Source organism: Microbacterium sp. ABRD28, assembly GCF_003850245.1.
GTDB lineage: Bacteria > Actinomycetota > Actinomycetes > Actinomycetales > Microbacteriaceae > Microbacterium.
On sequence record NZ_CP031015.1, the window covers coordinates 2,424,295 to 2,445,328 of the forward strand.

Here is a 21,034-nt window from a genome sequence, read left to right on the forward strand (position 1 = left end):
ACGCGCGACTACGCTTGACCCGTGAGCACGCAGAGGGTTTTCGTCGCGCGCCTGGCGGGGTGCTCCGTCTTCGACCCCACCGGCGATCGCCTGGGCAAGGTCCGCGATGTCGTAGTGATCTATCGGAAGGACGATCCGCCCCGCGTCATCGGACTCGTGGTCGAGATCCCGGGCCGGCGGAACGTCTTCCTCTCGATCAACCGGGTCACCTCCATCGCCACCGGGCAGGTCATCACGACCGGTCTGATCAATGTGCGGAAGTTCCAGCAGCGCGGCGGCGAGGTGCGCGTGATGTCGGAGCTGCTGGGCCGCAAGGTCTACTTCCGCGACGGTTCGGGTCACGCGGTGATCGAGGATGTGGCGATCGAGCGCAACCGGCTCGGCGAATGGGACGTCGGCCAGCTGTTCCTCCGCAAGCCCAAGACCAGCGCCTCGCCGTTCGCCAAGGGGCCGACCACCTTCTCGTCGTGGGCCGACGTCCGCGAGGATCACACCTCCGGCGAGGCGCAGTCCGCGGAGCAGCTCGTCGCGACCTACTCCGAGCTCAAACCCGCCGACCTCGCCAACACCCTTCTCGACCTTCCCGACGACCGACTGCTCGAGGTCGCCGAGGAGCTCTCCGACGAGCGCCTCGCCGACGCGCTGGAGGAGATGCCCGAGGACGAGCAGGTCCACATCCTCGAGCAGCTCGGCGATGAGCGCGCCGCGCACATCCTCGACAACATGGAACCCGACGACGCCGCCGATCTCCTGGGGCAGCTTCCCGAGGAGCGTCTGGAGGAGCTCCTCGAGCTGATGGAACCCGAAGAGGCCGAGGACGTCCGCGAACTGCTGAAGTACCTGCCCGACTCCGCGGGCGGACTCATGACCAGCGAGCCGATCGTGCTCTCCGCCGACGCGACCGTCGCCGAGGCCCTCGCCCTCATCCGGCGTCACGAGCTGCATCCGGCCCTCGCCGCGGCGGTCTTCGTCACCCTGCCGCCCTATGAGACGCCGACGGGCCGCCTGCTCGGAACCGTGCATTTTCAACGGATGCTGCGCTATCCGCCCCACGAACGACTCGGCACCATCATCGACGACACCCTCGATCCCGTCCCGGTGACCGCATCGGCCGCCGAGGTCGCACGCATGCTGGCCAGCTACAACCTCGTCTCGCTGCCGGTCGTGGATCGGGCGCACCGGCTCGTCGGCGCCGTCAGCGTCGACGACGTGTTGGACTACCTCCTCCCCGAGGACTGGCGCTCGCACGACGGCGACGACGGCGCCCGACCTCCGCTCACCGCCGCCCCGGCGGCGCGCCCGACGGGGCGGCGCTGATGGCGCGCGGCAATCGCGGCGCCGTGTCGCTGGACGCCCCGCGGGGACGGTCCGGGGTTCTCAGCCGCACCCCGCAGCCCTCACGCGACCGATTCGGGCGATTCACCGAGTGGATCGCACGCAACATGGGCACGCCGGTGTTCCTGCTCGGCCTGACGCTCTTCTGCGTCAGCTGGATCGCCTGGAACACGCTCATGCCGATCTGGCTGCGGTTCGATTCCGCGGAGTTCGGGTTCACCGCCCTGACCCTCGTCCTCTCGCTGCAGGCGTCGTACGCCGCGCCTCTCATCCTGCTCGCGCAGAACCGTCAGGACGACCGCGACCGGGTGCAGATCGAGCAGGACCGTCAGCGCGCTGAGCGGAACCTCGCCGACACCGAGTACCTCGCCCGTGAGATCGTCGCCCTGCGGATGACGCTGCGCGATTTCTCCGACGAGGTGGTCACGAAGGACACCCTCCGCAGCGAGCTGCGAGCGCTGCTGGAGGACCTGGACCAGCGACGCGACGCCCCCGGCGAGCCGCCGTGAGCGACGCCGCGTTGACCTCGGCCGTCGCCGACGCCGTCGGCGCGGTGACCGACCCCGAACTCCGGCGTCCGCTCTCCGAGCTGCAGATGGTCAAGGACGTCCGCACCGCCGACGGGGTCGCCCACGTCGCCATCGCGCTGACGATCGTCGGCTGCCCCGCGTCCGATCGCATCGAATCCGACGTGCGCCGCGCCGCGGCATCCGTCCCCGGCATCCACGACGTCGACGTCACCCTCGGCGTGATGACCGCCGATGAGCGGGCAGCGCTCACCGAGCGCCTGCGCGGAGGCCGCGCGCGTCGCGAGATGCCCTTCGGACCCGGCTCCCTCACCCGGGTCATCGCGGTCACGAGCGGCAAGGGGGGCGTCGGAAAGTCGACGCTCACCGCCAACCTCGCCGTCGCCCTTGCGGCATCCGGCCTGTCGGTCGGTCTCGTCGACGCCGACGTCCACGGCTTCTCGATCCCCGGACTGCTGGGCTTGGTCTCCGAGGACGGATCCGTCCCGCAGCCCACCCGGATCGACGACCTCATGATCCCCCCGATCGCGCACGGCGTGAAGGTCGTCTCGATCGGGATGTTCCTGCGTCGCGGTCCCGAGGACGCCCCGCTCGGCGCGGTCGCGTGGCGCGGGCCGATGCTCCATCGCACGGTGCAGCAATTCCTCACCGACGTGTGGTTCGGCGACCTCGACATCCTGCTGCTGGACATGCCGCCCGGCACGGGTGACATCGCCATCTCGGTCGGCCAGCTCCTCCCCGACGCCGAGGTCCTGGTGACCACCACCCCGCAGTCGGCAGCAGCCGATGTCGCCGTGCGCAGCGGACTGGTCGCCCGGCAGACCGGTCAGCGAGTCGTGGGCGTGGTCGAGACCATGGCGCCGATGACGCTCCCCGACGGAACAACCCTCGACCTCTTCGGGTCCGGAGGGGGGGAAGCGGTCGCCCGCGCCCTGTCGACACCTGACGAGCAGGTCGATCTTCTCGCTTCGATCCCGCTGAGTCCTGCTCTGCGCGCAGACGGTGACGCCGGAACGCCGATCGTCCTGGCACACCCGGACGACCCGGCCGCGCGAGCGATGACCGACCTCGCCGCGCGGCTGGGACGCTCGCCGCGGGGGTTGTCGGGCCGCGCAGTCCCCCTGCGCACCCGCTGAGCCCGATCGGGCCCGCTGCCACGCCGACGGGCGTCAGGTGGCTTCGCTGTCGAAGGGCGGCTGCTCGCCGGCGGCGAGCGACGTCTTACGCGCGGGCGCGGCTTCCATCGCCGTCACGACCGACGCGGCCTGTGCCGCGCGGACGGTGGCCACGGGCGCGTCGTCGAGAAGTGCCTCCCGGATGATGCGACGGGGATCGTACTGGCGGGGGTCCAACGACCGCCAGTCGACGTCGTCGAAATCCGACCCCATCTCGTCGCGCACCCGCGTCTTCGCCCCCTGGAGGAAGTCGCGGGTACGGCGGGTGAACCGGGCCAGCGACTCGGCGTAGCGGGGCAGCCGTTCGGGGCCGATGAGCAAAGCGGCGATCACGCCGATCAGCAGAAGCTTCTCGATCGTGATCCCGAAGAACATGCGTCCAGATTACCGCCGCGCCTGAGGAGTCAGCCCGCAGGATCACCGTAGGCTGAGGCGGCAGGCCGGCAGGAAGGACGAGCGCATGGGCGAACACGACGCGAACCACCGTTTCGCCGACGAAGCGACTCCCGAACCCGACCACATCGCCCGCGCGAGAGCCCATGCCCTCGAGCTCGGCGCCGCGCCGATCAGCGCCGCTGTGGGCGCGCAGTGCGCGCTCATCGCCGCGTCGTCCCGCGCTCTGAACATCGTCGAGATCGGTACCGGGGGCGGAGTCTCGGGCCTGTGGCTCCTCCACGGATCGCCGCGGGCGACCCTCACGACGATCGACAACGAGCCCGAGCACCTGGGTGCGGCCCGCCAGGCCTTCGCCGAGGCGCGCATCCCCGCGGCCCGCGCACGCTTCATCACCGGTCGAGCCTCCGACGTGCTCCCCCGCATGAACGAGGCGTCCTACGACATCGTCCTCATCGACGCCGATCCCGACGGCGTCCTGGAATACGTCGAACACGGGCTGCGCCTGGCCCGCACCGGCGGCACGGTACTGGTGCCCCGGGTCCTTCGCGGCGGCGCCGTCGCCGATCCGGTGCGCCGCGACGCCGTGACCACCGCCTACCGATCGCTCATTCAGGAGACGTTGGCCTCCTCCGCCGTGATCGGCGCGCTCTCCATCGTCGGAGAGAGCCTCCTGCAGCTCACCACCGTCGGCTCGGACGCCTGACCAGACGCCGAGGGCCCCAGGTCAAACGGAAACGACCGGTCCGAGGACCGGTCGTTTCACTCAGAATCTGTGGCGAAGGCTCAGGCGCCGACGACCTCGCCGAGGACGTCGTAGAGCTCCTTCGCTTCCGCGTCGTTGACGGAGACCACCAGACGGCCACCGCCTTCCAGCGGGACACGCACGATGATGAGGCGTCCTTCCTTCACGGCCTCCATCGGCCCATCCCCGGTTCGCGGCTTCATGGCTGCCATCGCGGCTCCCTTTCGTCGTCGGTATATCAGTCGAGTTTATCGGGTGCACCGCGTGCCGCGGCATCACCCCGTGCCCGTGCCGTGGATCGCTCAGGGGATCTGCCAGAACGAGGTGCCGAGTCCGTACATGTTCCAGATCCACCACCACTGACCGACCACGCACAGCACCAGGACCGATCCCCGCCAGACCGGATGGCGAGGCGCCGCGAAGGCCCCCCACAGAGGCGAGAGGGGGAACAGCAGCCGGAAGACGCTGGACTGAGGGAAGAAGACCGCCAGCAGGTACACCAGGTAGCTCGCCGCCCAGAGCCGCACCTCGATTCCGAGGCGCGCCACGTGCGGCTCGAACAGCAGAAGGCCGCCGACCACGACCACTCCGAGCCCCAGGACGACGAATCCGAGCCACGCGGGCAGGCCCCACACGACGAACCAGAACTGCGCCGCCTGCGCCCATCCTTCGAACGGAAGGAATCCGCCGGTGTCCCCCACCCATACCCGCCGCCAGGCCAGCTCGGTGTCCAGATACGCCGTGGGATCGGCGGTGACGGCGCCGGCGATGAACGTCCATGAGAACCCGGTGGCCGTGGCCAGCGCCCCGAGCGCGATGATGTGCACGATCTCCACCCTGCGCAGCGGCTCGCTCCGCCGCGTGGCGAGACGCCAGATCCCGTAGAGCCCGAACAGCAACGCCACAGCGAGGACTCCGGGGCGGGTGTACGCCATCAGCACCACCGCCGGGTAGATCCAGCCGTATCGACGAGTCTGCAGACACCGCAGGATCCACAGCAGGAGGAGAAGGAACAGCGTCTCGGCGTAGGCGACCTGGAACATCGCCGCGAGAGGTGCGAACGCGAAGAAGGCCACGGCCCACATCGCGGCGATCCGACCGATGCGCTCGCGCAGCAGCATCCACATGAGAACGCAACAGCCGTAGCCGGCGGCGAGGGCGACGAGGACCCCGCCCGCCCCCCACGCTCCCAGGGGCGCGCCCACCACTCGCGCCAGCAGGGCGAACACGGGCATGAAGGCCCAGGCGTTCTCCCCGACCGTGCCCTCGTCGTCGCGGGGCAGCTGGGCGGGATACCCTTCGACGGCGATCAACCAGTACCACTGCGCATCCCACCCGACGATGTAGTCGGCCAGGCCCGCACCCGGGCCGAAGCGGCTGCCCGCGGGAGCCCACGCCGAGGTGAGGAGGAAGAGGCCGGTGGTCACCCCCCTCGCAGCGATGTAGAGGAGGAGGATGAAGAGCGCCGGATGACGGAACAGCACCGCCCCGGTGCGACGCCCGGTGAGCGAGGCGGTCAGTCCGCCAGCCACGCCCGGAGCCCGCGCTCGACGTCCTCGATCTGCGCGAGCGCAACCCGCTCCTCGTCGTGGTGCGCAAGGTGCGGATCACCGGGCCCGTAGTTGACCGCGGGCACTCCGAGGGCCGAGAAGCGCGCGACGTCGGTCCAGCCGTACTTGGGGCGGGGCTGGCCGCCGACAGCGTCGACGAACTCCTGCGCGAGCGGTGCGTCCAGCCCCGGTCGGGCCCCCTCGGCCAGATCGACGACCTCGACATCGAATCCCGCGAAGACGTCGCGGACGTGTCTCTCGGCCTCCTCACCGCTGCGGCTGGGGGCGAAGCGGTAGTTCACCTCGATCTCGCAGGCGTCGGGGATGACATTGCCGGCGATGCCGCCGTGGATGCGGACGGCGTTCAACCCCTCGCGATAGACCAGCCCGTCGACGGTGACATCGCGCGGACGGTACTCGGCGAGCCGCGCCAGTGCGGGCGCCGCGGCGTGGATGGCGTTGACCCCCACCCAGGCCCGCGCGCTGTGGGCCCGCACGCCCGAGGTGCGCACGATGGCGCGGAGATTGCCGTTGCAGCCACCCTCGACGGTTCCGTTGGACGGTTCGCCGAGGATGGCGAAGTCGCCGGCGAACAGATCGGGGCGCGTCCGAGCGAGGCGGGTCAGGCCGTTGAGATCGGCATCGACCTCCTCATGGTCGTACCACATCCACGTGAGGTCCACGCGGGGCGCGGTCAATTCGGCGGCGAGCTTGAGCTGCACCGCGACGCCCGCCTTCATGTCGACCGTCCCGCGGCCCCACAGGAAGGCCTCACCGTCGACGTCGACGTCGCGGGTGGGCACGTTGGCATTGATCGGCACGGTGTCGATGTGCCCGGCGATCACGACCCGCTGAGCCCTTCCGAGATTCGTCCGCGCCACGATGGTGTCGCCGTCGCGGTAGATCTCCAGGTGAGGGAGGTCTGTGATCGCCGCGAAGATCGCATCGGCCAGCGGAGTCTCCTCACCGGAGACGCTGGGGATGTCGCAGATGGTCCGGGTGAGATCCACGGATGACGCGGACAGATCGATCGCGGGCACGCCCTGGAGTCTACCCAGCGCGCACGAGCCCGACTGTCTGGTGGTCGGCTCCGGTTCGCTACCGTGGAGGTATGAGTGAAGACCGCTGGGTGTGGGGCGTAGGGCTGTCGACGATCGCCGAAAACGGCACGGCTCTGGATGCCTGGTTCCCCGAGCCGCGCGTCGGGCGGCTCCCCACCGGCTTCGATCCGGCGCTGGCAGCCTCGGACATCGAGCGTCACGCCGTCCCCGACCCCCGTCGGGCCGTCGACATCGACGTCGTCGCGCTCGAGATCGATCTCGACCACCCGCCCACCTCCACGGCGGACGCCTATCTCCGCCTGCACGCGCTGTCGCACCGCCTCGTCGCGCCCAACGACCTGAACCTCGACGGCGTCTTCGGCCAGCTTCCGAACGTCGCCTGGACGACGGCCGGGCCCATGCATCCCGACGACCTCACGCGACTGCGTCCGTTCCTCATCCGCGACGGAATCCAGGTTCAAGGACTGGACAAATTCCCGCGACTGCTCGACTACGTCACGCCGACCGGGGTCCGCATCGCCGATGCGTCGAGAGTGCGTCTGGGCGCCTACCTCTCCCCCGGCACCACGGTCATGCACGAGGGCTTCGTCAACTTCAACGCCGGCACGCTCGGCGCATCGATGGTCGAGGGCAGGATCTCGCAGGGCGTGATCGTGGGCGACGGGAGCGACATCGGCGGCGGCGCCTCGATCATGGGGACGCTTTCGGGCGGCGGTTCGCACCGCATCTCCGTCGGCCGACGAACGCTCCTGGGGGCCAACGCCGGAATCGGCATCTCCCTCGGTGACGACTGCGTCGTCGAGGCGGGCCTCTACGTCACCGCCGGCACCAAGGTCGTGCTCGCCGACGAGCCCGTGCACGCCGACGGAACGCAGCCCCTCGCGAAGGGCGCCGAGCTGTCGGGCCGCAACGGCCTGCTCTTCCGCCGCAACTCGCTCACCGGCGCCGTCGAGGCGGTGCGCCGGGCCGGGGTGGGCGTCACCCTCAACGAGTCGCTGCACGCCTAAGGAAGCCGCCATGGCACGCCGGATCCCACGGGAACTGTATGAGAACGAGCTCGCCCGGCTGCAGGCGCGGCTGGTCGAGATGCAGGCATGGGTGCAGGCCACCGGCGCCCGCATCGTGGTGATCTTCGAGGGCCGGGACGCAGCGGGCAAAGGCTCCACGATCAAGCGGGTGTCGGAATACCTCAACCCCCGCGTCACGCGGATCGTCGCCCTGCCCGCGCCCACCGACCGCGAGAGGACCCAGTGGTACTTCCAGCGGTACATCGCCCACCTGCCCGCGGCCGGTGAGATCGTGCTGATGGACCGCTCCTGGTACAACCGGGCCGGTGTGGAGCACGTGATGGGCTACTGCACCAATGCCGAGTACCACCGGTTCCTGCACCAGGCGCCGATCTTCGAGCGGATGCTGGCGGAAGACGGCATCCTGCTGCTGAAGTACTGGTTCAGCGTCTCGGACGTGGAGCAGGAGCGCCGCTTCCGCTCGCGGGCGAAGGACCCGATGCGCCGCTGGAAGCTCAGCCCCAACGATGTGCTGTCGATCACCAGATGGGAGGACTACTCCCGCGCGAAGGACACGATGTTCGTGCACACCGACATCCCCGAGGCGCCCTGGTTCGAGGTGGACAACGAGGACAAGCGCCGCGGCCGGCTCAACATGATCGCGCACCTGCTGTCGCAGGTCCCGTACCGCGATATCGAGCGTCCTGTCATCGAGATCCCCGAGCGACCCGCCTCCGGCGGGTACGAGCGCCCACCGCGCAACCTCGAGAACGACGTGCCCGACCACGCGGGCGAGATGCTGCGACGCATCCACGCCGGGGAGAAGCTCCCGCCGCTGCCCCTGCTGGAATGATGCGGAGTGGAGTGAGTGACGCGGGCGGCTCAGACCTCGCCGGGATAATTCCGTTCCACGGCCCCGGTGTACAGCTGCTGCGGACGGCCGATCTTGGTCTGCGGGTCCTGCTGCATCTCGCGCCAGTGCGCCAGCCAACCGGGAAGGCGGCCGATGGCGAACAGCACGGTGAACATGCGGGTGGGGAAACCCATCGCCTTGTAGATCACGCCCGTGTAGAAGTCCACGTTCGGGTAGAGGCGACGCTCCTTGAAGTAGTCGTCCTCGAGCGCGATCGTCTCGAGCTCCTTCGCGAGGTCCAGCAGCGGATCGCTGACGCCCAGCGCCTCGAGGACCTCGTCGGCCGATTCCTTCACGAGCTTGGCGCGCGGGTCGTAATTCTTGTAGACGCGGTGCCCGAAGCCCATGAGCTTCACCCCGTCCTCCTTGTTCTTCACGCGCTCGACGAAGCGACGCACGCCCTCGCCCGAGTCGCGGATGCGTCCGAGCATCTCCAGCACGGCCTCGTTCGCTCCGCCGTGCAGCGGACCGTACAGCGCGTTGATGCCTGCTGAGATCGAGGAGAACTGGTTCGCGCCGGTCGAGCCGACGAGCCGCACGGTCGAGGTGGAGGCGTTCTGCTCGTGGTCCTCGTGGAGGATCAGCAGCCGCTCGAGGGCGCGGGTCATCACGGGGTTGACGTCGTAGATCTCCGAGAGCACGCCGAAGTTGAGCTTCAGGAAATTGTCGACGAAGCTCAGCGAGTTGTCGGGGTAGAGGAAGGCCTGCCCGACGCTCTTCTTGTGCGCGTAGGCGGCGATCACGGGGAGCTTCGCGAGCATCCGGATGGTGTTCAGCTCGACGTGCTCGGGATTGTTCGGATCGGACTCGCGCTCGTAATAGGTCGACAGCGCCGCCGTCGCCGCGGAGAGCACCGACATCGGGTGGGCCGTGTGGGGAAGAGCGGAGAAGAACCGCTTGAGATCCTCGTGCAGCAGAGTGTGGCGACGGATGCGGTTGTCGAATTCCGCGAGCTGATCGGCCGTGGGCAGCTCACCGTAGATCAGCAGCCAGGCGACCTCGAGGTAGGTGCTGTTCTTCGCCAGCTGCTCGATCGGATAGCCGCGATACCGAAGGATACCCTTGTCGCCGTCGATGAAGGTGATGGCCGACTTCGTCGCCGAGGTGTTCACGAACCCGTAGTCGAGGGTGGTGTGCCCGGTCTGGCGCATGAAGGTGGAGATGTCGACGCTGGGGATGCCGTCCGTCCCCGCCAGCACCGGGAATTCTGCGGTGCGTTCCCCGATCGTGAAGGTTGCCTTCTCCTGCTGGGTTCCGTCGCTCACGGCGCCTCCTCGCGATTCCTGGTCGTGCCGGGGGTGTCGTCCGCCCGAGCGTCACGATTCCCTGCTCGAGCGATGCGGCCCACGACGCGTGTCGCGACGCCGCCTACAGCCTATCGGGCCGCGACGCCTACTGTTGTCACCGCCAAAGCCCGACGGAATCGGCTGGAGGAATCAGACGATTCCCCGCGCGCGCAACCGTGCGGCCGCTGTCTGGATCCGCTCGTCCGACGCGGTGAGAGACAGCCGGATGTGCTGCGGATGGTGAGGTCCGTAGAACGTGCCGGGGCCGACGAGGATGCCGAGATCGGCGAGGTCCGACAGGCTCTCCCAGGCATCGCGTCCTTCCGTCGCCCACAGGTACAGGCCGCCCTCGCTGCGGTCGATCCGGAACCCGGCATCGATCAGGGCGGGTCGGAGGATGTCGCGGCGTCGGCGATACCGCTCGCGCTGTTCGTGCACGTGGCGGTCGTCGCCGAGCGCGGCGACCATCGCGGCTTGCACGGGCGCCGGGGGGATGAGACCGAGGTGCTTGCGGGCGGTGTGGATCCCGGCGAGAAGAGCGGCGTCTCCGGCGACGAAGGCTGCGCGGTAGCCGGCGAGGTTGGACTGCTTGCTCAGCGAGTAGACCGACAGCACGCCGCGCCGGTCACCGTCCGTGACGCGCGGATCGAGCACCGAGGGAATCGGGGTCGCGTCCCACGGGGCGTCCCAGCCGAGCTCGGCGTAGCACTCGTCCGAGGCGAGAATCGCGCCGACGGTGCGCGCGCGCTCCCGCGCCGCACGCAGGGCCGCGGCATCCTGCACCGCACCGTCGGGGTTGCCGGGCGAGTTCAGCCACACCAGCCGGGTCGCGTCGGGCCACTGCGCCGGGTCGTCCGAGGCGAACGGCGTCGCACCCACCAGCCGAGCGCCGACCTCGTAGGTCGGATACGCCGCGCGCGGGTGCACAACGACATCGCCGGGCCCGAGACCCAGGAGGAGTGGGAGGAGGGCGACGAACTCCTTCGACCCGACGGTGGGCAGCACCTCATCGTCGGCGAGGCCGGGGACCCCGCGCCGCCGGGCGTACCACTGGGCGATCGCGGTCCGCAGCGCGGGCGTTCCCGCGGTCTGAGGGTAGGCGTGCGCGTCCGTCGCGTCACGCAGCGCCGCGGCGACGACGTCGGGCGTGGGGTCCACCGGTGAGCCGACGGAGAGGTCGACGATGCCGTCGGGATGCTGCTGAGCCCGCACCGCGAACGGCCGGACGGCATCCCAGGGGTAGTCGGCGAGGTCGGCGACCCCCACGGTCAGTGGTCCTGGGGAGGAAGGGCGGCGATGATCGGGTGGTCCTTCGCGATGACGCCGACCTTGGCGGCACCGCCGGGCGAGCCCACGTCGGAGAAGAACTCGACGTTCGCCGTGTAGTAGTCCGACCACTCCTCGGGGAGGTCGTCCTCGTAGTAGATCGCCTCGACCGGGCAGACGGGCTCGCACGCACCGCAGTCCACGCACTCGTCGGGGTGGATGTACAGAGAGCGTTCACCCTCGTAGATGCAGTCGACCGGGCACTCGTCGATGCAGGCGCGATCCTTGACATCGACGCACGGGAGGGCGATCACATACGTCACGTGATCAGTCTATGGTCTCCGACCGGGCAGGCCTCGCCGGCACCGATATCCGGTCGGGCCACGCGACGACCACCGCGACCACGAGGGGCACCGAGAACGTCCACACGATTCCGAGACTCGTCTGCGGGACGATGACGCTCCCTCCCGGGCCCTCGCCGGAGAAGACCAGCGTGGCAGCGAGCATCCCGAGGCCGGCGGCGAGCGTCGCCCACCGGTCTGCGGTGAGGAGACGGATGGCGATCAGGAGCGCCGTCGACCCGATCATCGCGAGCGTCAGGCCGACGGGAAGGACCCACAGGGTGAAAGGGTGGGCGATGGTCCCCGCCAGTCCGTACGCTCCGCCGATCACGACCGCGACGATCCAGGTGAGGATGCGGGCGAGGGTGGACGTGCGCATCAGACCAGCGTAGGCGCTGCGCGTCACCCGGCGGCGATCAGGCCGCCCAGCCCAGCCACCGCAGGAGGGCGGCGGTGAGGGCGGCGGCGGCCACCACCACCAGGAAGGGGGCACGCACGAGGAGCAGGCCGGCAGCCACCAGCACGGCGGGCACCCGAGCGTCGACGACGATCGCCTGGCCGGCGCCGAGGGTCTGCACGGCCACGAGCGCCGCGAGCAGCGCGACGGTCAGCAGATCGGCGATCCGGGCCGGGCGGGGTGCCTCCAGGACCTTCGGCGGGATGAGGTAACCGACCGTCTTCAGCGCCACGCAGATGATCGAGGCGATGAGGACCGCCGTCCAGAGCGTCATGAGATCTCCTGCTTCGGCACCGCGCTGGTCGGGGCGCGGCCGAGGAGGTTCCCCCAGCCGATGATCACAGCCACGAACGCCGCCACCAGCACCGGGACACCGGGCAGGAGCACCGGGGTGAGCACCGTGGCGACCACGGCCGCGGCGATGCCGGTCGCGATGGCCTGCCGTTCCCGCAGACGCGGCCACAGGAGGGCCAGGAACGCCGCTGCGGCCGCGGCGTCGAGTCCCCAGGCGCGCGGATCGCCGAGGACGTCACCGAGAAGGGCCCCGGCGAGCGTGGACAGATTCCAGCCGACGTAGATGCCGACGCCCGTCACCCAGAAGCCGATCGCCCGTCCTCTCGAGGTGCCTCGCGCAAGGGAGACGGCGGTGGACTCGTCGATGGTGACGTGGGCGGCTGCGAGCCGCTTCATCGCACCGGGTCCCACGATCGCCGACATCCGCATGCCGTAGGCGATGTTGCGGACGCCCAGAAGCGCAGCGGAGGCGATCGCGGCGGGAGCGGCCGCCACTCCCCCTGCTCCGATGATGCCGACGAAGGCGAATTGCGACCCTCCTGTGAACATCAGCAGGCTGAGCACGCACGTCTGCCAGACATCCAGCCCCGCCGCCACCGACAGCGCGCCGAAGGACACCCCGTACGCGCTCGTGGCCAGCGCGACACCGAGTGCATCCCGCCAGGCCTGACGGGCGTCGGCGTGCTGGTTCATGACGTGAGCTCCTGTTCGGCGGGATGCTCCGGGAGGAGATCCGACATCATCCTGGACGACGAGGTTATTCCAGTCAAGCGAACGATCGTTTGACATACTGAACACATGGAGTCGCTTGGAGCCCGCATCGCCACCTCGCTCCGTCGCGAACGCGACGCGGCCGGCCTGACGGTCTCGGAGCTCGCGCGGCGCGCAGGGGTGTCCAAGGCGACGGTGTCTCAGCTGGAGAGCGGAGCGGGAAATCCCAGCGTCGAGACGCTCTGGGCGATTGCGACGGCGCTCGGAATCCCCTTCTCCGTCTTCGTGGACGACCCGGCCCCGGTGACCCGCCTCGTCCGAGCGAGCCAGGTGCCGGCGGTCCCCTCTGCTCTGGCGCCCTACGCCGCTGCGCTGCTGTCCGCGTGCCCCCCGGGAGCCCGGCGCGACCTCTACGTGATCCGGGCCGATCCCGGCGGCACACGCCGTTCGGCGCCCCACCCCCGGGGCACGGTCGAGTACGTCGTCCTCATCTCGGGGCGGGCGCTGGTCGGTCCCGAAGAGGACCCCGTGACCCTCGAGCCTGGAGACTTCCTCACCTACGCCGGCGACGCGCCCCACGTGTTCGAGGCACTCGTGCCTGCGACATCCGCCGTTCTGCTCTCGGAAGCGCGCTGAACCGGCCCGCGACGGACACGGTCCCGATCAGACGTTGGCGTCCTGGCGCTTCAGCCGCGACGCAGCGCGACCACGTTCGGTCGCATCCAGGATCACCTTGCGGATGCGCACCTTCTCGGGCGTCACCTCGACGCACTCGTCCTCTCGCGCGAATTCGAGGCTCTCCTCCAGCGACAGCTGACGCGGCGGGGTCAGACGCTCGAGCTCGTCGGCGGTGGACGAGCGCATGTTGGTGAGCTTCTTCTCCTTGGTGATGTTGACGTCCATGTCGTCGGCGCGGGTGTTCTCGCCGACGACCATGCCCTCGTACACCTCTTCGGTGGGCTGGACGAAGAAGCTCATGCGCTCCTGGAGAGCCATCATCGCGAACGGGGTCACGACGCCCGCACGGTCGGCCACGATCGACCCGTTCTGGCGGGACTGGATGTGTCCCGCCCAATCGTCGTAGCCGTGCGAGATCGCATTGGCGATACCAGTGCCGCGGGTGACCGAGAGGAACTCGGTGCGGAAGCCGATGAGGCCGCGCGACGGCACGACGAACTCCATGCGCACCCATCCGGTGCCGTGGTTGACCATCGTCTCCATCCGGCCCTTGCGTGAGGCGAGGAGCTGGGTGATGGCGCCGAGGTACTCCTCGGGGGCGTCGATCGTGAGGTGCTCGAAGGGCTCCTTGACCTTGCCGTCCTCACCCTTCCGGGTGACGACCTGAGGCTTGCCGACGGTCAGCTCGAAGCCCTCGCGCCGCATGTTCTCCACGAGGATGGCGAGGGCGAGCTCGCCACGGCCCTGCACCTCCCAGGCGTCAGGCCGGCCGATGTCGACCACCTTCAGCGAGACGTTGCCGATGAGCTCACGGTCGAGACGGTCCTTCACCATGCGGGCGGTGACCTTGTGCCCCTTGACCTTTCCGACCAGGGGCGAGGTGTTGGTCCCGATGGTCATCGAGATCGCGGGGTCGTCCACGGTGATCGCAGGCAGCGGCCGGACGTCCTCGGGGTCGGCGATGGTCTCGCCGATGGTGATGTCCTCGAAACCGGCGATGGCGACGATGTCTCCGGGGCCCGCCTCCTCGGCGGGGTAGCGCTCGAGCGCACGGGTCTTCAGCAGCTCGGTGATCCGCGCGGTGGAGTGCGAGCCGTCGTGGCGGACCCAGGCGACGGTCTGACCCTTCTTCAGCGTGCCGTTGAACACGCGCAGGAGCGCGAGGCGCCCGAGGAAGGGGCTGGAGTCGAGGTTCGTCACCCATGCCTGCAGCGGAGCCTCGTCGTCGTAGGACGGCGCAGGCACGTGCTGGAGGATCGCCTCGAACAGCGGCTCGAGATCGTCGTTGTCGGGGAGCTCGCCATTGGCCGGGCGCGTGCGCGAGGCAGCCCCTGCGCGCCCCGACGCGTACACGACGGGAACGTCGAGGAGCGCGTCGACATCGAGGTCGGGCACGTCGTCCTGCAGGTCGGAGGCGAGACCGAGCAGCAGGTCGTGCGCCTCCTCCTCGACCTCGGCGATGCGCGCGTCGGGGCGGTCGGTCTTGTTCACCAGCAGGATGACGGGGAGCTTGGCCTCCAGGGCCTTGCGCAGCACGAAGCGGGTCTGGGGAAGCGGACCCTCGCTGGCGTCGACCAGCAGCACCACGCCGTCGACCATCGACAGGCCTCGCTCCACCTCGCCGCCGAAGTCGGCGTGACCGGGCGTGTCGATGACGTTGATCGTGACCGGCACGTCGGTGTGCGCGCCGTTGTAGGTGATCGCGGTGTTCTTGGCGAGGATCGTGATCCCCTTCTCGCGCTCCAGATCGTTGGAGTCCATCGCCCGCTCTTCGACGTGGGCGTGGTCGCCGAACGACCCGGTCTGCCGCAGCATCGCGTCCACAAGGGTGGTCTTGCCGTGGTCGACGTGCGCGACGATCGCGACGTTGCGGAGGTCCGGACGGAGGGCGCGCGCCATGAGGGAATCCTTGAAGCTGTGGGAAGAGCCCGGAATCGGGCGGACCCCATCCTACCGTCCACGCCTGCGCGACCCGTTCAGGAGCCTCGCAGGCGCGGACGAGGGTCAGCTCGCGGAGCGTCCCAGGAGGGCCGCGCGTGCCTCCCGGCGCTCCCGCTGCGCCTCGGGGTCGGGCACCGGGACCGCGGCGATGAGGCGCTGGGTGTAGGGATCCTTCGCGCCACGGAGGATCTCATCACGCGTGCCCGTCTCCACGAGCTTGCCCAGGTGCATCACGCTGATGCGGTGGGCGAGGATGTCGACGACGGCCAGGTCGTGGCTGATGAACAGGCACGCGAACTGCAGCTCCTGCTGCAGCTCCTGGAGGAGATCGAGGAAGCGCGCCTGCACCGAGACGTCCAGGGCCGAGGTCGGCTCATCGGCGACGAGCAGCTCGGGGGCGAGGGCCAGAGCGCGGGCGATACCCACACGCTGGCGCTGACCGCCTGACAGCTCGTGGGGGAAGCGGTTCCGGTACGAGCGGGGCAGCTCGACCTGGTCGAGGAGGTCTTCGACCTTTCGATCGAGGTCCTTGCCCTTGGCCTCTCCCGCGAGGAGGATCGGCTCACCGATGGACTGACCGATCGGCATCCGGGGGTTCAGCGATGACGCCGGATCCTGGAAGACGATCCCGGTTCGACGGCGGATGGTGAAGAGATCCTTCTGCGTGGCGTGGGAGATGTCCGTTCCGACGGTGGTGAGCTTTCCCTCCGCGATCGGGATGAGGCCGATCGCCGCGCGACCGATCGTGGTCTTGCCCGACCCCGACTCCCCCACGAGTCCCATGATCTCGCCGGGATAGATCTGCAGATCGATGTGCTCGGCCGCACGGAATGCCGGGATGCGCCCCCGCTTGGGGTACTCGATCGCGACATCCTCGAACGACAGCACCGGCTCCCTCGTCTCGACGACGCGCTGGGTGTTGGCGTGCTCGCGGATCGAGGCGATCGTGGGAACGGCCGAGGTCTCGCTGACCACCTCGTCGACCGCGGATTCGTCGATCGGCTCGAGCACCCCGAGGCCGAGGTGCGGCACCGAGGCCAGCAGCTGCTGGGTGTAGGGGTGCGTCGGGTGGTGGAAGATGTCGTCCACCGAACCGGCCTCCACCACGATGCCGTTCTTCATCACCATGATGCGGTCGGCGAGGTCGGCGACGACCCCCATGTCGTGGGTGATCAGGATGATCGCCGAGTCCAGGCGCTTGTGGAGGTTGCGGAGCAGGTCGAGGATCTCGGCCTGCACCGTGACATCGAGGGCCGTGGTCGGCTCGTCGGCGATGAGGAGCAGCGGGTCGCACGAGATCGACTGCGCGATCATGGCGCGCTGCCGCTGACCGCCGGAGAGCTGGTGCGGGTACTTGTGGAAGGACTGCTCGGGATTGGGCATCTCCACCAGGCTCAGCAGCTCGATGGCACGCTCCTTCGCCGCCGAGGGCGCGAGCGAACGGTCGTGCGAGCGGAGGGCCTCGACGATCTGGAAGCCGATCGTGTAGACCGGGTTCAGTGCCGTCATCGGCTCCTGGAAGATCACCGCGATCTCGTTTCCGCGCAGCGACCGGATGGTGGCCTGGTCGACGCCGCGGAGTTCACGGCCGAGGAGCTTGATCGACCCGGTGACCCGGGCGTTCTCAGGCAGCAGGCCCAGGAGCGACATCGAACTGGTGGACTTGCCCGAGCCCGACTCGCCCACGATGGCGAGGACCTCGCCGCGGCGGACGGTGTAGTTCATGTCGACAGCGGCCGGGTAGAACTCCCCGTCCACCCAGAAGTCGACGTTGAGGCCGTCGACCTCGAGAATCGTCTCGGGGGCGCCGGTGTTGGCGGTGGTGTCAGTCATGCGGTGGCATCCCATCTGAGAAGCTTGGGGTCATGGCGTTCCAGGAGGTCGACTACAGGCCGGTGTTCGGCCGCATCCTCGCTGTCGTGACCGTGGTGTTGTGCGCGGGGGGAATCATCGCGCTGTGGGTGGATGACCCGGGGTCGGGGCTTCGTTACTCGTGGCCCCTGGTGTTCATCGCGGTGCTGGCGTGGACCTTCTTCTGGCGACCTCGCCTGACGGTCGAGCCGCACGGGGTGACGGTCGTCAACGTTCTGCGCACGCACTTCGTGCCGTGGCCGGCGATCCGTGACATCGATACGCGCTTCGCGCTGACGCTGCGGACCGGACGCGGCAAGGTGCCGGTGTGGGCGGCGCCCGCGCCGGGCCGGCACCGCGCACTCGGACTCGCCGAGAAGGACTTCGACGGTGTCGGCGAGAGCGCCCGGGGTGAGTTCGGCTCGCTCCGCCCGAGCGACGCCGTCTCGACGCCGACCGGAAACCTCGCCCAGCTCATCCGCGGCCAGTGGGAGGCGCTTCGCTCCCAGGGCCTCCTCGCCCCCGGGGAGGACCCCGAGGCCGAGAAGGTCACCTGGCACGTGGGCACGATCGCCGCGCTCGCGATCAGCGGCGCGGCGACCATCCTCGGGCTCGCGCTGTAGAAGCGCCATCTCAGCGCTCCGGATCGAACCGGCCGTGACCGGCATCGCCGGGCTCTTCGGGGCGGGGATCGTGGTAGTTCTCGACGTCGCCGGTGTACACCGCTTCGCCCGCGACCGTGACCGAGGCGGGCCCCTGCGGGTCGACACGGTCGAGGATCGGCGCCGCCGGTCCCTTCGCGCGCGCGGCCCGGGCCATGGCGCGCTCGCTCGGCATCTTCTTCTGGCGGGGGTCGAACGCGTCGCGCAGACCGTCGCCGATGAAGTTCACGCACAGGGCGATCGCGATGATGAAGATGCCGGGCCACCAGAACAGCCACGGACGGGTGGAGAACGCCGCCTGGTTGTCGGAGACGATCTTGCCGAGCGAGGTGTCGGGAGACTGCACGCCGAAGCCGAGGAAGCTGAGCGCTGACTCCAGGAGGATCGCCCCCGCCATGAGCAGGGTCGCATTGACGACGATGACGCCGACCGCGTTGGGGAGGATGTGGCGGAAGATGATCCTTCTGTCGCGCGCACCCGACACCCGGGCGGCATCGACGAACTCGCGCTCGCGAAGGGTCAGAAACTCCCCGCGCACGAGGCGGGCCAGCGTCGTCCAGGCGAACAGACCGATGACGACCCCGAGGACAGCCGCTCCGAGGTTGCCGAGCGCGTTTCCGAGCACCGCACCGATGACGATGAGGGGGATCGTGATGATGATGTCGGTGAAGCGCATCAGGACCGAGTCGGCCCACTTGCGGTAGTACCCGGCCACCGCACCGATCACGACGCCGATGATCGTCGCCACGACACCGGCGATGACCATCACCATCAGCGACTGCTGCGCACCGCGCATGACGACCGCGAAGGTGTCGCGGCCGACCTCGTCCTGCCCGAACGGGTGGTTGCCGAACGCAATGCCGGCACCGCCGAGGAACTCCGGGATGAGACTGAGCGTGGGTGCACCGCGGTTCTCCACGGTCGGGATCTCGCGCCAGTCGTACTGCCACCATCCCGGGATGCGGAGACTGCCGATCTCGATTCCCACCGAGGTGAAGGACAGCACGACGATGAACGCCAGCACGATCATCGAGGTGACGGCCGCGCGGTGCCGGAAGAACCGGCGCCGGACGATCTGGCCCTGGCTGAGACCCTCGGTCTCGCGCTGCTCGATGGAGATCTCCGCGGTGGCCTCGGCCTCGCGGTTGTCGGGTCCTTGTGTGACGGTGCTCATCAGCCCACCTTGATTCTCGGGTCGAGCGCGGCGTAGACGAGGTCCGCGATGAGGTTGAACAACACGGCGAGCGTTCCGGTGACGACGAAGAACGCCATGATCGGATTGGGGTCCGAGACACGGAGCGCATCGACGAACAGACGCCCCATCCCGGTCCAGCCGAAGATCGTCTCCGTCACCACCGCGCCGCCGACCAGGGCACCCACATCGAAGGCGATGATCGTGGTGATCGGGATGAGGGCGTTGCGGAAGGCGTGGCGGACGACCACGGTGCGCTCGGTCAGACCCTTCGACCGCGCGGTGCGGATGTAGTCCTGGTTCATCACCTCGAGAAGGCTCGCCCGGGAGTACCGGGTGTACGAGGCGAACGAGATCAGCACGATCGCGATCGTCGGGAGGAGCAGGTGGGTGTAGAGGTCGATGCCCTGCACCCAGAAGTTCCCCCCGAGGCCGGGCGTCGACGCCCCCACGGTCGCGATCGGCCGGCCCCGGATGCGGCTGGAGTTGGCGTAGGCCTCCCAGTACGACATGTACTTGTCGAGGGCGATGAGACCGGCGGCGAAGATGCCGACGAGGATGGCGGTGCGGATGACCGGGCCGCGGTCGGGAGCGCCGAAGAACCACCCGATGGCGCCGGTCACCACGATCGTGAGGACGATCAGCAGGACGAAGAAGCCCAGCGTCATCCCGTTGAGGATGTAGTTCATCATCGGGAAGTACAACGCGATGCCGAGCACCGCGACGGCCAGTGCCGCGTACAGCGCCTTGCGGTTGCGCAGTCCCGTGGAGACGGCGGTGATGCCGAAGGCGATGCCGATGACGAGCGCCGCGTAGACGACGATGCCGATGCTCGGATCGGCGAACCACTGGGTGGCCGACAGGTAGGCGAGGACGCCCGCGGTGGCGAGGGTCGCCGCGCCGAACACGATGAGACGGCGCTTCCAGTGGCCGCCGATCAGCGACATCCACAGCACACCGGCGATGAGCGAGATCACCACGATCGCCGGTATCGCGATCGTGGGATCGGCCAGCCACGAGTTCAGCTGGATCGCACCGTACTGCTTGAGCAGCACCGCGACCCAGAAGATCGGGAGGGAGAAGAAGAGGAACGCGATGAGCGTGACCGTGTAGTCGAAGCCGGTGTACTGGCGAAGCGCCGAGATGATGCCGACCGTGATTCCCAGGACGATCGCCACGACCGTCGCCGTCGTCACCAGCGTCAGCGTCGACGTCAGTGCGTTGGAGAGGAGGGCGTTGACCGACTGGTTCTGGATGCTGATTCCGAGGTCTCCGCGGAAGAGTCCGCCGAGCCACAGGAAGTAGCGAAGCGGTGCGGGGACATCCAGGTTCAGAAGCCGCGTGCGCGCTTCCATGAGCTCCGCTTTGTTCGGAGCGTTGGACTGTCTGAGCTCTTCGAGGGGGTCACCCGAGAGCGAGACCAGGATGTACATCAAGAAGGTGGCGGCGAAGAGCACGAAGATCGATGCGATCAACCGCCGGATGATGAATGAAGCCATGGTGAGGCTGCCTGCCTATCGATGAGTCGGCACGGCGCGCGCGCGAGCGGGGGATGCAGCTCGAGCGCGCGGCTGCCGCGGGGAGAAGTCTAACAAGCGGGGGGGTGCAGATTCCCGAGGGAATCTGCACCCCCCGACCTTGGTGCGGGT

The 21,034-nt window shown here is 69.0% G+C and carries 22 protein-coding genes; 8 read left to right on the forward strand and 14 right to left on the reverse strand.

Annotated features, from left to right (window positions below; all coding sequences use genetic code 11):
* The first annotated feature begins 21 nt into the window (after positions 1 to 21).
* The 3 genes from DT073_RS11720 to DT073_RS11730 are packed head-to-tail and all read left to right on the forward strand — an operon-like array spanning position 22 to position 2,998.
* Complete coding sequence (locus DT073_RS11720) at positions 22 to 1,317, forward strand: magnesium transporter MgtE N-terminal domain-containing protein (protein WP_124293545.1); 1,296 nt, start codon at positions 22 to 24, stop codon at positions 1,315 to 1,317.
* On the forward strand, positions 1,317 to 1,844 hold the full coding sequence (locus DT073_RS11725; RefSeq protein ID WP_124293546.1) for a DUF1003 domain-containing protein: 528 nt from the start codon (positions 1,317 to 1,319) through the stop codon (positions 1,842 to 1,844). The genes DT073_RS11720 and DT073_RS11725 overlap by 1 nt, the downstream gene beginning before the upstream one ends.
* Entirely contained in the window at positions 1,841 to 2,998 is a 1,158-nt protein-coding gene (locus DT073_RS11730) for an Mrp/NBP35 family ATP-binding protein (RefSeq protein WP_240638595.1), read from the forward strand. The genes DT073_RS11725 and DT073_RS11730 overlap by 4 nt, the downstream gene beginning before the upstream one ends.
* Positions 2,999 to 3,031: 33 nt before the next feature.
* Here DT073_RS11730 and DT073_RS11735 read toward each other — a convergent pair whose 3' ends face one another.
* Positions 3,032 to 3,412: a twin-arginine translocase TatA/TatE family subunit gene (locus DT073_RS11735; protein ID WP_124293547.1), complete on the reverse strand. Its 381-nt coding sequence runs from the start codon at positions 3,410 to 3,412 to the stop codon at positions 3,032 to 3,034.
* An 85-nt stretch (positions 3,413 to 3,497) separates the two neighbouring features.
* Between DT073_RS11735 and DT073_RS11740 the strand changes: the two genes are divergently transcribed.
* Positions 3,498 to 4,136, forward strand: a complete 639-nt coding sequence (locus DT073_RS11740; RefSeq protein WP_124293548.1) for an O-methyltransferase — start codon at positions 3,498 to 3,500, stop codon at positions 4,134 to 4,136.
* An 80-nt stretch (positions 4,137 to 4,216) separates the two neighbouring features.
* On the opposite strand, the gene DT073_RS11745 is transcribed toward DT073_RS11740, so the two are convergent.
* The 3 genes from DT073_RS11745 to dapE all read right to left on the reverse strand — a co-directional run bounded on the left by DT073_RS11745 (position 4,217) and on the right by dapE (position 6,765).
* Positions 4,217 to 4,387: a DUF3117 domain-containing protein gene (locus DT073_RS11745; RefSeq protein ID WP_124293549.1), complete on the reverse strand. Its 171-nt coding sequence runs from the start codon at positions 4,385 to 4,387 to the stop codon at positions 4,217 to 4,219.
* A gap of 90 nt (positions 4,388 to 4,477) precedes the next feature.
* Positions 4,478 to 5,707: a hypothetical protein gene (locus DT073_RS11750; RefSeq protein ID WP_240638596.1), complete on the reverse strand. Its 1,230-nt coding sequence runs from the start codon at positions 5,705 to 5,707 to the stop codon at positions 4,478 to 4,480.
* The gene (gene dapE, locus DT073_RS11755; protein ID WP_124293550.1) at positions 5,692 to 6,765 is read right to left on the reverse strand and encodes a succinyl-diaminopimelate desuccinylase; all 1,074 of its coding nucleotides are present in this window, start codon (positions 6,763 to 6,765) and stop codon (positions 5,692 to 5,694) included. The genes DT073_RS11750 and dapE overlap by 16 nt, the downstream gene beginning before the upstream one ends.
* A 71-nt stretch (positions 6,766 to 6,836) precedes the next feature.
* Between dapE and dapD the strand changes: the two genes are divergently transcribed.
* Positions 6,837 to 7,793, forward strand: a complete 957-nt coding sequence (gene dapD, locus DT073_RS11760) for a 2,3,4,5-tetrahydropyridine-2,6-dicarboxylate N-succinyltransferase (protein WP_124293551.1) — start codon at positions 6,837 to 6,839, stop codon at positions 7,791 to 7,793.
* A 10-nt stretch (positions 7,794 to 7,803) separates the two neighbouring features.
* Entirely contained in the window at positions 7,804 to 8,646 is an 843-nt protein-coding gene (gene ppk2 / locus DT073_RS11765) for a polyphosphate kinase 2 (protein WP_124293552.1), read from the forward strand.
* 29 nt (positions 8,647 to 8,675) lie between these two features.
* On the opposite strand, the gene DT073_RS11770 is transcribed toward ppk2, so the two are convergent.
* The 6 genes from DT073_RS11770 to DT073_RS11795 all read right to left on the reverse strand — a co-directional run bounded on the left by DT073_RS11770 (position 8,676) and on the right by DT073_RS11795 (position 13,043).
* On the reverse strand, positions 8,676 to 9,971 hold the full coding sequence (locus tag DT073_RS11770; protein ID WP_124293553.1) for a citrate synthase: 1,296 nt from the start codon (positions 9,969 to 9,971) through the stop codon (positions 8,676 to 8,678).
* Positions 9,972 to 10,142: 171 nt separating this feature from the next.
* Positions 10,143 to 11,258 (reverse strand): succinyldiaminopimelate transaminase, encoded by a 1,116-nt coding sequence (gene dapC, locus DT073_RS11775; protein ID WP_124293554.1) that lies wholly within the window; start codon positions 11,256 to 11,258, stop codon positions 10,143 to 10,145.
* A 2-nt stretch (positions 11,259 to 11,260) separates the two neighbouring features.
* Positions 11,261 to 11,581 (reverse strand): ferredoxin, encoded by a 321-nt coding sequence (fdxA, locus tag DT073_RS11780; protein ID WP_124293555.1) that lies wholly within the window; start codon positions 11,579 to 11,581, stop codon positions 11,261 to 11,263.
* A gap of 4 nt (positions 11,582 to 11,585) precedes the next feature.
* Positions 11,586 to 11,978 carry a histidinol dehydrogenase gene (locus DT073_RS11785; RefSeq protein WP_124293556.1) on the reverse strand — a complete coding sequence of 131 codons (393 nt, stop codon included), beginning with the start codon at positions 11,976 to 11,978 and terminating at the stop codon, positions 11,586 to 11,588.
* A gap of 37 nt (positions 11,979 to 12,015) precedes the next feature.
* A complete protein-coding gene (locus DT073_RS11790; RefSeq protein ID WP_124293557.1) occupies positions 12,016 to 12,330 on the reverse strand; it encodes an AzlD domain-containing protein in 315 nt (104 codons plus the stop codon).
* On the reverse strand, positions 12,327 to 13,043 hold the full coding sequence (locus DT073_RS11795) for an AzlC family ABC transporter permease (protein ID WP_124293558.1): 717 nt from the start codon (positions 13,041 to 13,043) through the stop codon (positions 12,327 to 12,329). Before DT073_RS11795 ends, DT073_RS11790 begins: the two co-directional genes overlap by 4 nt.
* 105 nt (positions 13,044 to 13,148) lie before the next feature.
* Here DT073_RS11795 and DT073_RS11800 point away from each other — a divergent pair, with 105 nt between their 5' ends.
* On the forward strand, positions 13,149 to 13,697 hold the full coding sequence (locus DT073_RS11800) for a helix-turn-helix domain-containing protein (RefSeq protein WP_124293559.1): 549 nt from the start codon (positions 13,149 to 13,151) through the stop codon (positions 13,695 to 13,697).
* A gap of 27 nt (positions 13,698 to 13,724) precedes the next feature.
* Here the strand turns inward: DT073_RS11800 and typA are convergent, their stop codons facing one another.
* Together typA and DT073_RS11810 are read right to left on the reverse strand one after the other, a co-directional pair.
* A complete protein-coding gene (gene typA, locus DT073_RS11805) occupies positions 13,725 to 15,638 on the reverse strand; it encodes a translational GTPase TypA (protein WP_124293560.1) in 1,914 nt (637 codons plus the stop codon).
* A 105-nt stretch (positions 15,639 to 15,743) separates the two neighbouring features.
* Positions 15,744 to 17,513, reverse strand: coding sequence for a dipeptide ABC transporter ATP-binding protein (locus DT073_RS11810; protein WP_124293561.1), 1,770 nt, complete (start codon positions 17,511 to 17,513; stop codon positions 15,744 to 15,746).
* A 32-nt stretch (positions 17,514 to 17,545) separates the two neighbouring features.
* On the opposite strand from DT073_RS11810, the gene DT073_RS11815 reads away from it, so the two are divergent.
* On the forward strand, positions 17,546 to 18,154 hold the full coding sequence (locus DT073_RS11815) for a PH domain-containing protein (protein ID WP_124293562.1): 609 nt from the start codon (positions 17,546 to 17,548) through the stop codon (positions 18,152 to 18,154).
* 10 nt (positions 18,155 to 18,164) lie between these two features.
* Here DT073_RS11815 and DT073_RS11820 read toward each other — a convergent pair whose 3' ends face one another.
* Positions 18,165 to 19,367 (reverse strand): ABC transporter permease, encoded by a 1,203-nt coding sequence (locus DT073_RS11820; protein WP_124293563.1) that lies wholly within the window; start codon positions 19,365 to 19,367, stop codon positions 18,165 to 18,167.
* Complete coding sequence (locus tag DT073_RS11825) at positions 19,367 to 20,884, reverse strand: ABC transporter permease (protein WP_124293564.1); 1,518 nt, start codon at positions 20,882 to 20,884, stop codon at positions 19,367 to 19,369. Before DT073_RS11825 ends, DT073_RS11820 begins: the two co-directional genes overlap by 1 nt.
* Positions 20,885 to 21,034 lie beyond the last annotated feature (150 nt).